The sequence below is a fragment of the Reichenbachiella ulvae genome, from assembly GCF_025833875.1.
GTDB classification, from domain to species: domain Bacteria; phylum Bacteroidota; class Bacteroidia; order Cytophagales; family Cyclobacteriaceae; genus Reichenbachiella; species Reichenbachiella ulvae.
Genome location: NZ_JAOYOD010000001.1, coordinates 2,348,011 through 2,360,462 on the forward strand (window position 1 = coordinate 2,348,011; position 12,452 = coordinate 2,360,462).

A 12,452-nucleotide genomic window follows, 5' to 3' on the forward strand; every position below is an offset into this window, starting at 1 on the left:
CATGGATGATTGAATATTACTATCCCTTAAATCAAAATTGACACCATTAGCGGCATATTTGTTAGCTCTGCATGGGCGCTATAGGCCAACTTTGTAGCATCAACCCATTTGCCATGCGCATACCTTAGAATCTTCAATCAATGAAAGCAACAACCCTCAAACGTATCATCCAAATGCTGCTCTTTTCGGGAACCATTCTCTCCATGTTTTTTGTCCCATGGACCATCATTTGGGCCTGGATACAACCTCTACCAGATAGTGTCCAACAACAAACCACTGAAGCCATCGACTATGGCTTTGATGGCATCATAGTCTATGTGGATCAGGCAGGAAAGGAGCCCGAATTTTACGCAGCGGGCTGGCACGACAGAGACAAAAAGATCCCCGCCGACCCCAAGGCACTATTCAAAATCGCAAGCATCAGCAAACTGTATGACGCGGTGGCCATCACACGATTGGTATATGAGGGAAGGCTATCACTAGAGGGTACCCTGGCTTCTTACTTTCCTGAGCTGGTCGGTAGAATAGAAAATACCGATAGGATCACCCTGCGTATGCTGGTTCAGCATCGCAGCGGCATACCCAACTTTACTGACGATCCCAGCTTCTGGATCGATCCTCCTCAGGGCAGTCAGGAAACCCTGGCTCTGGCCCTTGATTTGCCTGCGCAATTCGAGCCCGGAGAAGCCTATGCCTACTCTAACACCAACTATCTATTGCTGACATTGCTCATCGAAAAAACCACAGGCATGAGCAAACACGAATTCATTACCGAAAGCATATTGACACCTCTGGGATTGCACAACACCTATGGTTCGATCCATGAGATCGAAATGGATCGCCTGATGAGCGGCTACTATGTGGGGGTCGACGAAGACATCAAATCAGTCGACTATGGCTCGATGGTGGCCAGTGCTGAAGATGTTGGCGTTTTCCTCCGTGCATTGAACGACGGCAGCCTGTTAAGTGAGGAAGAGCAAAAAATCTACTCCTCGATCTATGTCTATGAACATACGGGGTTGATCGCAGGGTATCAGAGCATTGCCAAATACCATCGCGACATTGACACGGTTGTCATCCAATTTGTCAACACGGCTCATTTCGAAGGGTATACCTGGAGTCTAGCTGAGATTGCCTACAATCGAGTGGTGAGAATACTCAAAAAGCGAAAAGGCTAGCTAGTAACTTTTGTTTTCAATACACCAAATCTAAATAGAAGGGCTTTTAACAATACTTTCAAGATTTATTTGGCCTTGAATTAATTCCGTTAAAAAATTCAGGTTTATGGATATCGAGGTTAAATCCACTGTTTGAGCAAAGCGAGTTTGGATTTATTACGTATACAAAGCTGAATTTTAGGAATTTATTCACAGCCTAGGCCTTTTTGCTTCGTTTTTGGGCCATGCCAAAAATGAAGAGCATATCCGATTGAATATGCACGACTCCATACAGCATCATGAGCAATTAAAAGACGACTCATTCCACACCTACCTACTAATATTCCCTGCCCCACCTCTGGCTAGCAGATCATTGACATCCTGAACAGATACCAGATTGAAATCTCCTGAGATTGTATGTTTGATGCCTGAGGCTGCTGTGGCAAAATCGATGGTTTTCTGTGGGTCGTCGTATTGCACACAGCCATAGATCAGACCTGCCATGAAGGCATCTCCTCCGCCTACTCGATCCACCAAAGGATACAAATCGTATTCGGTAGAGCAGTACAGTTTTTGTCCGTCATAGATCACGCCCATCCACCTGTGATGCGTATCGTTGACGATGGTGCGCAGGGAAGTAGCGATGTACTTGAGCTTCGGAAAGCGGGCAAACACCGTATCGTAATAGGCCGGCAGATCATCCAGCTGCTCTTTGATATCTCCGCTAAAAGGATTTTTGATTCCGGTCATGATCTCCAGCGATTTGGGATCTCCCAGCATCAGGGTGGTATGATCGAGCAGCTCGGGCATCACCTCGCTGGATGGTTTACCATAGGTCCAGAGAGAAGCGCGGTAGTTCAAATCGGCAGAGATTGGAATATCGGCAGCTGCGGCTCTTTGCACTGCCTGTAGCGTCACATCCGCACAGTTTTGCGAAACGGCCGGCGCGATCCCCGACCAGTGAAACCAATTGATGCCATCAAAGACATGATCCCAATCGATATCCTCCAGGGTCATTCGGGCAAAAGCAGAATGCTCCCGATCGTAGATCACCTTGCTGCCTCGGATCGACGAGCCCTTCTCTACAAAGTATATCCCCATTTTGTTGCCTTTGATATTGACGTGGCGGGTATCTACCTTGTATTTGGACAGTTCGAAAATGGCCGCTTTGCCGAGTTCATTGTCCGGCAGAGCCGAGATAAAACGAGTCGGTATCTTGTAGTTGGCCAGGGAGATGGCCACATTGGCTTCAGATCCCCCAAAATTCGCATCATAGCTCCCCATCTGCTGGATCATGCCGTTGTCCGGTGGGGTCAGTCTCAATAGTATTTCTCCAAGTGTTGCAATCATATGTACTAAGATAATCGAAATCTCAATAGCTCAATGGCATTCAAATAAAGAGCATGAGCGATGATAAAAATTGAATGTCGGTTTCGATTGGCGAAGCGTGTTGATTTACTTTTACTCGTCCACGTTTGCAACCAGGATACCGAGAGATGAATGCCAAAATAGATAGACACACTTGGCAAAAGCGCGCTCTTGGATTAAATTGACCATAGATTCAAATCAATTATGAACAAATACATCAAAATCATATTGGCGGGCCTACTCGGTGGATTTGTAGGCGAGGGCGTCATGGGAGGCTTGTTCATGAGTCCTCCGATCCAGTCTGTACTCTACGATCCAGCGATCCAGAGTGCCTTGTTTATCGACATCACGCCAGGGCGAGATCTATTCAAATCCATCGCAGGCATGGTGGTACTGAGTGTCGCACATGCATGGTTCTTTGCGCTGTTCGCTCCCTCTATCCCTGGCAATAGCTGGATCAAGAAAGGGCTGTTTTGGGGCTTCACCATTTGGCTGATGTACTGGGTATTTCAGGAGTGGTTCATCTACCACACCTTGCTCGAAGAACCCCTGATCCTCAACCTACTAGAGTTGACCATACTACTCGCCGGCTCGCTGGTCGAAGGGCTGATCATCGCTGGGATTTTGAAAAAGGAAATAAACGGTCTTTCGGAAGCTTGAGCTGTTGCGCAATCGAGAGAGAATGCCCCCACTCGTCCTCGTTTGCAACGAGGATGACTGAGAATAGCATTTGAAATGCGGTTCTGACAATTTGCAAAGACTCGTGCGATCAGGTACTTTAGAGAAAACTAAAAGTCCAGAAGTAAAATAGCTCTGGAACCAGCAATTTGTATGAAACACCTGTTGTTTTTGATTCTATTCGGCCTCTTCTATTCTTGTGGTGAGGGCCAACCGTCAGCGAAACAGAATAATGTAAGTAAACCTAGTAGCCAAGCACAAACGCTAAGTATAGATGCATTTGATCGCCTGGTCAATACCTTGATCGATGATAAGTACAAACTGAAAGTAGACACCACCTATCAAAGCACCATTGCTTTTATTAGATACAGCGATGACTTAGCATTAGAAGCGCTGGACTCAATAAAGCTACAAGCTTTAAAAGTAAGAACGATTAAGGCTAAGTCGCTATTGGCTGTCAAAGGAACAGACTTATACCCTCGGTTGATTATTAAAGAAGCCACCCTGTCCGATCAGGTACTGACAGATCAGCTTCTAACCGAAATAGAAGGGATAATCAATAACCAGGACCTCATCAACGAGAAGATCTATGATCGAATCGTCAAAGCGGACAGTCACAGGTTCATCTACCTATCGACTGACGCCAAGGCCTTTGAGGACTCAATAGAAAAATACACAGCACTCATATCCAACAATTAAAAACGCGATGAAAGCAGGCCAATGTAAGGAATAAATGAATAGAAATATATCCATAATACTATCCTTGATTTTAGTCCTACTGGTGGGTATGATCGGATATGTAGTACATGAGTTTCGAATCTTTAGCCCAGGTACGCTGGGAGCCTTTGAGGTGAGGACCTTTCCCATTTCAAAACAAACGCTGGTACGAGGAATAGACTCGCTCTATTCCAATCATCCCGAATACCTATTACCCAAATCATGGGAATCCTATGATGATTGGAGCGAAAGAGGTTATGATTTCCTGGATAGCAGGATATTTTACTTTGATGAGGAACCGCGAGAAATGTACTATGTGACATGGATAGCAGATGCAAATGATAGCATACAGGCAGACACCCCCAGGACAAGCCTTGCACTCAGGGCCTACCGAAATGAGACAGAAAGCTGGACTCTTGAAAGTAGCTGCAGCGACCATGAAAAAAGCAGGGTGCAAAAGAGATTAGACGAGGAAATAATTAAGAAAATCGAACACTACACTCAGTCACATGTTGCAGGTTCAAACCAGTAAATCGCGTTACAAACGCTCAACCACCCACATCCTCACTTTGCTGCGCTAAACGAGGACGAGTGGAGTAGGCGGCAGAGAGCACGGTAAATAATGATATCCACCATATGAAAACACACAAAGCCAGTTATTATTTCCATCGAATCTTACCTTTAGCGATCGGAGTGTTCTTACTTAGAATGGTCATCCTAAGCATTATTAGCCCTGATGAAATAACAACAATCGTAAACGGTGAAGAAGTCGAAACCACTTTCCTTACAGCCTTGCCTGCGCTGGTTATCGGATTACCCATGTTATTTTTCGGCATTTGGCTCTTTGGGAATTATTTCAGAGTGTATATGGATGAGGAAGTCATTCAAGTCTTAGGGAAAAACAAACAAAAATATAACTGGAGTGATATTGAATCGATTGAACCTGTAAACTGGTTATGGAAGGGAACTATTTTCAAGCTTAAACCCAAAAATCAAAAGCGCCTCTATTTCTTTTCGGACAAGCCCAACATGAAATTCAATAACCAGTTTACTCCCACTTTCGAAACTCAAATGAATTTACTTATCAGCAAGAAAAAACGAGACCTGAGTATATAAAAACAACCCCACTCGTCCTCGTTTGCAAAGAGGATGACTAGAGAATAGCATTTGAAATGCGACGGGTCCAAATCGCGTTACAAACGCTCAACCACCCACATCCTCGTTGCGCTGCGCTAAACGAGACGAGGTGCCTATTGAATCTAAAGTCTAATATCTAAAAGTCTAGAATCTAACATCTAATTTCTAGCACCTACCCAATACCATTTTGTAATATTCGAAGGGATTGCCCCCGGGCTTGGGAACTTAGAGAGGAAAAAACTAGCTTCGGTCACCAAGCCGATCAGCAGTCGGCTTCCCGCAGCATTTGTTTGAGAAGAAGGAAATATTTTTTAAATCGTTGTTAAACACTGACAAGAGGATAAAAAGTGCACTCTACATAAATAATTTAGGTGCATTACTTATTTTCGGCTGTATGTAATGCACTAACTCACTATTAATGCACCATAACCTTATATTTATTGGCGGAATTCATGGAGTCGGAAAAGGAACTATATGCTCCAAAATTGCTAATGAACTTAACTTGAAGCATTTATCCGCAAGTGAAGTATTGAAGTGGTCCGAAGTTAGTCCAGACACAAGCAATAAATTTGTTAAAGATATTGCAGACACTCAGGATAGACTAATTAGCGGGCTTGAGAAGCTAATTAAACCTGATGTGAAGTATCTTCTTGATGGTCATTTTTGTCTTTTTGATTCTAATGGAATCCCGCAAAAAGTTTCAATTAACACTTTTCAAAGAATAGCACCAATTGTCCTTGCTGTTGTAAAAGCAGACATAGGCATGGTTGCGAATCGTCTAAAAAAAAGAGACGGTAAAGACTATAATCAAACACTTTTGAATGAAATGCAAGGTATCGAGAAAAGTCATGCAATTGCAGTGGCGAAAGAATTGAATGTTCCGTTTTTTGAAATCAACAATGAGAGCATTGGTGAATTGATCAAATTCTTATCAAATTAACAAATAATGGATAACTCATTTTTCATTCGGAGTGATCAAGAAAATCTCAAAATAGAGCGCTTTCATATTTGTAGTTGGGAGTTCACTTCAAGTTCCTTAGTCGAATTTGGATTAGAAATAGATTCCAGTTCGATTGTAAATCTCAAAAAACTTTCAATGGACTTATACGTCCCTTGGGCGAACAAAAGCACATATATTTCTGACTACTACGATAAGCTCAAAAACTCTGACAACAGTCGATTTATATTCAATGATTCAGTTTACAAGACTTCCTATTTGGATGATGGACAAAATCGTCAAGGTGTTATTCACGAGTTTAGCGGCAGAAATAAACTTTGTCTGTTACCGGTTCAGTTCGACCACAATTATGAGCTTGGAAAAGTTACCTTACATATTGACTTAACAGAATATCGAAAAAGGACTGACATAAAAGCTAACATCTACGTAAGGATCGGAATTGAGCCTACAACTGAATCAATTGCAACTAGAAAGAAAGGAATAGGTAAGTCCACCATAATATATGATATAAAGATGAATGAAAGCAGGAATATTCCTGATCATCTTTTAGCCGAGTTTAAAAAAACAAAATCTTGTAAGCTAAAGACGTGCTTTTGCTTCCATATTGTACCGAATAGTTACAATATCACCTTTTTCGAATCTGAACATTTAAAGAATGTTCGGACTTTGGAATTCAAACCATTTAAGAATTACTTGGATGACAAAAGACTTAAAAGGAATGAACTGATGGTGGTGTTCAGTAAAAAAAGCGGCTCAGAGAGTTATTCCTTTTTTACCATTTTTTCGAAAGAACGCATTGGTGCAAGTCAATTTGCAATCGCAATATTGATAAATATCATTTGCGGGTTTTTGTTCGCTTTTCCAGCCATTAGAGAAGCATTCCCTAAATCGGAAAATTTAAGTGGAATATTAAAATCACCTCCGCTAGAATTCTACTTAGCAGCATTTCTAGCATTCGGGCTGGTTTTCTATTTTTTTATTCCGCCTATTCTTTCAGCTATTCGGAGAAGGTGGATCAAAGTAAAATCCTTTTTCAATTAGTAAAATGAGAGTACTACTTGATACCAACATAATAATTCACAGAGAAGCCAGCAGGGTAATTAACGAGGACATAGGCTCTTTATTTAATTGGCTTGACAGGCTTCATTATGAGAAGTGTGTGCATCCTCTTACTCTTGAGGAGATTTCAAAACATCAAAATGAGGATGTCGTCAAGACTATGGCGATTAAAATCAAAAATTACGATCAACTTAAAACGGAATCCCCTGAATCAGATGAAATCACCTCAATTCGAGCAAATGATAATACTCGAAATGATTTCATTGATACTAGCTTGGTTAAAGAGGTTTTTAATGGTCGGGTTGACTTCTTAATTACAGAAGATCGGGGTATCCACCGAAAAGCAGCAATACTTCAGATAAGTGAACGGATTTTCACAATTGACTCTTTCCTTGAAAAAGTTCTGGCAGAAAATCCAGCTTTAAAGGATTATAAAGTCCTTGCAGCAAAGAAGGCCTATATTGGCAACATTAATATCAACGATCCTTTTTTTGACTCGTTTAAAGAAGATTACAAAGAATTCGAATCTTGGTTCAATAAGAAATCTGATTCGGAATCATACGTCTGTATTACCGATCGAACAGTCAAGGCTTTCTTATATATCAAGGTTGAAGACAAAGAAGAAAACTACTCAGACATAACTCCACCATTCACTCCGAAAAAGCGACTGAAAATTGGAACGTTCAAAGTTGTATCAACTGGATACAAATTGGGTGAACGATTTCTGAAAATTATTTTTGACAATGCAATCTCAAACCAGGTAGATGAAATTTATGTGACAATTTTTGATAAGAGAGAGGAACAACAAAGATTAGTTCTACTTTTAGAAGATTGGGGCTTTGAATATTGGGGAACAAAAGAAACTAGTAATGGTACTGAAAATGTTTACGTTCGAGACTTTTCCAAGAAAGTTCTAGAAAATCCAAGAGCGTCCTTCCCTTACCTTAAAAGAAATGCCAGGGTCTTTTTAAATCCAATTTGGCCATCATATCATACAGAATTATTTCCCGATTCTATACTAAATAATGAATCACCTCATGATTACGTGGAAAACGAACCACACCGTAATGCACTAAAGAAAATATATATTTCACGTTCTCATTTCAGTAACTTGGTTTGTGGCGATATAATTCTTTTCTATAGGACGGGAGGTTATCACGAAAGTGTTATTTCAACAATTGGTATTGTCGAGAACGTAATTACAAACATTCAAAGTGAGGATGATTTTGTAAGATTATGTAGAAAAAGAAGCATTTTTAACGACAAGGAACTGAGATACTGGTGGAATTACAGAAAGTCAAATAGACCATTCATTGTGAACTTTCTTTATGTAGATTCCTTTCCCAAACCAAAGGTTAATTTGAAGAGGTTAATTGAAATAGGTGTAATTCCATCAATAAATGATGCCCCAAGAGGGTTTGTACAAATAGAGAATAGTAAATTTGAAATATTTTTAAAAGAAGCTAGAGCTAATGAAAGTTATTTTGTCGATTAAACCTGAATTTGCAGAAAAGATATTTAATGGATCGAAGAAATTCGAGTTTCGGAGAAGGCTATATAAAAATAAGCAAATAAAAACTATTGTCGTTTATGCTTCATCTCCAATCAGCAAGGTTATTGGCGAATTTGAAATTGAAGAGGTAATTTATGACGAATTGAATTCTTTGTGGCAAACAACTAGTGAACTCTCAGGAATATCTCGTGATTATTATTTCGACTATTTCAAGGGAACAGAAATGGGATTTGCAATAGCAGTTAAGAAAGCTGAACTCTATGACGAGCCAGTCTGCATCAAAGAGACTTTTGGAATTAAGCCACCTCAGTCATTTGCTTACGTGCAAACGCAATAACTCCCCGCTCGGTCGCATTTCCAAATACAACTAAAACCTTAAAAGGCATTCTTGCCGTCCGGCAGGCGGGCGATAAACTCAGGATGACAGGGAATCACGCAGCATCCCCAATCAGCCCATTTACAGCCCCTTCCTCCACCGGATTTCCTCCAAATCGACGGACAGGTCTCATCGCAGCTTGGCCTTATCAGGCAATGCCGCTCTGTCGAAAAGACGCGACCAGAAACATCCATGTTTCAGCATTTCCGGGATGTCGGAAAGGTCGAAACATGCGTGTTTCAGCGTTTCCGGAGTGTCGGAAAGGTCAAAACATCCATGTTTCAGCATTTCCGGATAGTCGGAAGGGTCGAAACATCCATGTTTCAGCCTCCTGGCCATAAAAAAGCCCCAAATCGTGAAATTTGAGGCTTTTTGTGTGTTTGGCTTGCCTTTTCGCTTAGGCAAACGACTTTCTGTCTCTACTTATAGGTACTAACCAGCGTAGTTAGTTCCTTGTAGGCTTTGATCAGTTCGGCCGATCCTGTGACATTCGCATGCGAAAACAACAGGGTGAACAGTTTATTGAGTGCATCGACCAGCGGTTCTGCTGCCTCAGTAGCTGCTTTGGTATCCTTAGAGGCATTGAGCTGCTGAAAGTACTCGTCCGATACCGCCTTGAAGTTGTCATTGGCCGTCTTGAGTGGCTCAATCCATCGCGAGAGACTCGGCAAAGCAGACAGGTCCAGTGCCTCGATTTTTTTCAGCATGTTGTCGGTCTGGGCGGTCTGTTCGTCGTAGGTCAGACGACTTAGCTCAAAACCATACTCGTCGGTGATCTTCACCAGCTGATCCAGCACTTTGGCGGTTTCAGACTCATGTGGAAAAATTTGCTCAGACATCACAGCATTAAAAAAGCCGGTATTCAACTTGTCACGGGTGCGATCCAGGAGCTTCTTGTCAGAAGAAGCCTGATCGCGAGTCATCCCTGCTACGAAAATATCGTAGAGAGCCTTTGCCTCCGCTACCTGCGGAGCAAGCTCCTTCAGGTCTTTGGTGATGTCTAGTGCTTTGTTGCTAAAAGTTTGAAACTGTGCCACTCGAAGTTCAGGCACTACAATAATTTGCATAATCAAATTAATTTTTGAAGTCCCAAACTAGCCAGCCCCGACTTTAAAATCCTGCCATTTTTCTTTAAAATCCTGCCAAAATACAGGTGAAAACAAGGTTTGAGCACTGAAAACACCCCTATAATCCCCTCAAGGGGATATTACTGCGGATCGCCTTTCATTGAAATCCGCCGCACTAGTTCAAGCGTCCGCTTGGACTCATTGATGATGCACTACCACTCGTCCTCGTTTGTAACGAGGATGGCTGAGAATAGCGTTTGTAACGCGACGAATGGTAAACCATCAGACAAGCAGCTCTGAAGACCCGGCCTTCTACCAAACCAAAACGTGCCGACATTTGCTGCTAGCAGATTATCATCAGCTCGGCCTGTCCCCTCCTTCGACAAGCTCAGGATGACAGGGAGAAGAGCTACGACCCGCTCACTACAACCAGAACTCGCATTCTTGTCTATTCGTTCGAAGTGACGTTCATTTATACAGCGTCATTGTGAGCCCGCCTGTCGGTGCACAGGAAGCGAGGCACGAGCGACGTGACAATCCGGTTGGGCAAGCTCTGCCGCCTCCCCACCAGTTGGTGAGTAGTCTTGCCGGGAGAGAATTGCAAGAAGTTAAAAGCTACCTTTTTGATTCCTAAAATCTACATTAGGTTTGTCGCCTTATTGGGGAGGCACATTGCCTATCAGGTATAATTCTAATATGAAACAGTTCGGGTACTTATTGGCTTTGTTATTGATCGCTTTGATTCAGTCTGTGGAAGCGCAATCCAACGTGGGTGGATACATCATCACTAATTCCAGAGATACGGTAGAATCCCTTTTCACAGTGGCCAGAAAGAAGAAGGTAGACCAAGGCAACAACCTACATTTCACCGAAATCATTTCGGGTGATTCTCTGGTGCGACTCACCTCCGCGGATCTTTTAGGATACAAAAAGGGAGACACCTTCTACAAAAGCTTCAAACCTGGCTCACTGGATACGACCTTCTTCGCCAGGCAAATAACCACTGGAAAAGTGGTGCTCTACTATTCAGATGTCTTTGGAGGAAAGTACTACTTCAAAAAGCGCAACGAGCGGTACTATTACGAACTAGATAGCCAATCAGAATCCATCGTCAGATCGAATACTGCCGTGCCTGGCCCCTTAGTTGCAGAGCAAGCCTATCAGTCGCTTGTCAATTCTTCTATTCCTGACATACAATCCAACGAAGGGGCTTACCGAGATTTTTTCATTGAGTATTTCGGAGATCATCAATTCATCGTAAACAAATTGAAGCAAGGCTTTCACACCTACAGCTCCATTGAATTCATGTTCAAAGAATATAACCGGAAAGACTAGTTGGTGTCTGGAATTCTTCAGTGAGTTCAAACGTCCGCTTGGACTCATGGATGATACAAAGTACCAAAAAACCCACTGACTGCCGTCAGGCAGGCTTCCGCCTATCGGCACCTTCCCGTGGGGAAGGATTAATGGAACATGGGCAGTGGACATCGTATCATGCAGCCCCATTCCTTTTCATCCCTACCCCATACACTAGTACGGCAGCAGATAAAACCGTATCTTGTATAGATATGGAATCGAAACCCGATTCGAATCACCAAACGATAAACTCCAACACTATGAACCTAAGCGAAAACACAATCCTGGTCACCGGTGGCACAAGTGGCATTGGGTACGAAATGGCCAAAGAATTTCTGAAGCGAGACAACAAGGTCATCATCACTGGCCGAAACGAACAAAAGCTACAAAAAGCAGTGCAAGAACTCAAGGGCGCAATAGGTATCGCTTGCGATGTGAGCCAGCCTGATCAGATCCAGCAGCTCTACCAGCAAATCGAAAAGGAACACCCCGATCTCAACATCCTGATCAACAATGCGGGCGTCATGCTTACCATCAACTTGCAGGCACACAAGCTATCCGAACGGGACCTGACTCAAGAGTTTGACATCAACGTAAAAGGCACCATCTGGATGAACGATGCCTTTCTCCCCTTGCTGGGCAAAAACAGCCACTCTGCTACCGTGACCGTTTCTTCAGGTTTGGCCTTTGCCCCACTGCCGATCACCCCGATCTACTGCGCCACCAAGGCGGCCCTCCACTCCTACTCACTGTCTCTCCGAGAGCAACTCAAAAACACCAGCATCAAAGTATTCGAGCTAGCCCCTCCTGCCACGAAAACGGAATTACTAGCAGGCTTTGAGGAAGAAGACATGGAAGGTGTGACTCCCATGACAGTCGAAGCATTGGTAGCCAAGTTCATCGAGGGACTCTCCAAAGACAAATTGGAAATATGCCCCGGCCAGGCCTCACAGCTCAAGTTCATGGGCCGCTTTTTCCCCAACTTCATCCTCAAACAACTGAGCAAACCCATCGCCAGAATGCACGCGGAGATGTAGTGGAGAGGTAGAGTGGAACTGTAGCCTGG

Annotated in this window: 13 protein-coding genes; 11 read left to right on the plus strand and 2 right to left on the minus strand. The window is 42.9% G+C overall.

The window, feature by feature from the left end; all coding sequences use genetic code 11:
- Positions 1-140: 140 nt before the first annotated feature.
- Positions 141-1,178 carry a serine hydrolase domain-containing protein gene (locus tag N7U62_RS09280; RefSeq protein ID WP_264137686.1) on the plus strand — a complete coding sequence of 346 codons (1,038 nt, stop codon included), beginning with the start codon at positions 141-143 and terminating at the stop codon, positions 1,176-1,178.
- Positions 1,179-1,487: 309 nt separating this feature from the next.
- On the opposite strand, the gene N7U62_RS09285 is transcribed toward N7U62_RS09280, so the two are convergent.
- Positions 1,488-2,507, minus strand: a complete 1,020-nt coding sequence (locus tag N7U62_RS09285) for a sugar kinase (protein ID WP_264137687.1) — start codon at positions 2,505-2,507, stop codon at positions 1,488-1,490.
- A gap of 222 nt (positions 2,508-2,729) precedes the next feature.
- On the opposite strand from N7U62_RS09285, the gene N7U62_RS09290 reads away from it, so the two are divergent.
- From N7U62_RS09290 to N7U62_RS09325, 8 genes are all read left to right on the plus strand, one after another.
- Positions 2,730-3,185: a hypothetical protein gene (locus tag N7U62_RS09290; RefSeq protein WP_264137688.1), complete on the plus strand. Its 456-nt coding sequence runs from the start codon at positions 2,730-2,732 to the stop codon at positions 3,183-3,185.
- 171 nt (positions 3,186-3,356) lie between these two features.
- A complete protein-coding gene (locus N7U62_RS09295; RefSeq protein WP_264137689.1) occupies positions 3,357-3,902 on the plus strand; it encodes a hypothetical protein in 546 nt (181 codons plus the stop codon).
- Positions 3,903-3,936: 34 nt separating this feature from the next.
- Positions 3,937-4,452, plus strand: coding sequence for a hypothetical protein (locus N7U62_RS09300; RefSeq protein WP_264137690.1), 516 nt, complete (start codon positions 3,937-3,939; stop codon positions 4,450-4,452).
- A 104-nt stretch (positions 4,453-4,556) separates the two neighbouring features.
- Positions 4,557-5,036: a hypothetical protein gene (locus N7U62_RS09305; protein WP_264137691.1), complete on the plus strand. Its 480-nt coding sequence runs from the start codon at positions 4,557-4,559 to the stop codon at positions 5,034-5,036.
- Positions 5,037-5,475: 439 nt separating this feature from the next.
- Positions 5,476-5,997, plus strand: a complete 522-nt coding sequence (locus tag N7U62_RS09310; RefSeq protein ID WP_264137692.1) for an ATP-binding protein — start codon at positions 5,476-5,478, stop codon at positions 5,995-5,997.
- 6 nt (positions 5,998-6,003) lie between these two features.
- Positions 6,004-7,056: a hypothetical protein gene (locus tag N7U62_RS09315; protein ID WP_264137693.1), complete on the plus strand. Its 1,053-nt coding sequence runs from the start codon at positions 6,004-6,006 to the stop codon at positions 7,054-7,056.
- 4 nt (positions 7,057-7,060) lie between these two features.
- Positions 7,061-8,569 (plus strand): PIN domain-containing protein, encoded by a 1,509-nt coding sequence (locus N7U62_RS09320; RefSeq protein ID WP_264137694.1) that lies wholly within the window; start codon positions 7,061-7,063, stop codon positions 8,567-8,569.
- Positions 8,547-8,924, plus strand: a complete 378-nt coding sequence (locus N7U62_RS09325; RefSeq protein WP_264137695.1) for an ASCH domain-containing protein — start codon at positions 8,547-8,549, stop codon at positions 8,922-8,924. Before N7U62_RS09320 ends, N7U62_RS09325 begins: the two co-directional genes overlap by 23 nt.
- A gap of 458 nt (positions 8,925-9,382) precedes the next feature.
- On the opposite strand, the gene N7U62_RS09330 is transcribed toward N7U62_RS09325, so the two are convergent.
- The gene (locus N7U62_RS09330) at positions 9,383-10,030 is read right to left on the minus strand and encodes a DUF6261 family protein (protein ID WP_264137696.1); all 648 of its coding nucleotides are present in this window, start codon (positions 10,028-10,030) and stop codon (positions 9,383-9,385) included.
- Between the two features lie 696 nt (positions 10,031-10,726).
- Between N7U62_RS09330 and N7U62_RS09335 the strand changes: the two genes are divergently transcribed.
- Positions 10,727-11,365 (plus strand): hypothetical protein, encoded by a 639-nt coding sequence (locus tag N7U62_RS09335; RefSeq protein WP_264137697.1) that lies wholly within the window; start codon positions 10,727-10,729, stop codon positions 11,363-11,365.
- A gap of 281 nt (positions 11,366-11,646) precedes the next feature.
- Positions 11,647-12,423 carry an SDR family oxidoreductase gene (locus tag N7U62_RS09340; RefSeq protein ID WP_264137698.1) on the plus strand — a complete coding sequence of 259 codons (777 nt, stop codon included), beginning with the start codon at positions 11,647-11,649 and terminating at the stop codon, positions 12,421-12,423.
- Positions 12,424-12,452 lie beyond the last annotated feature (29 nt).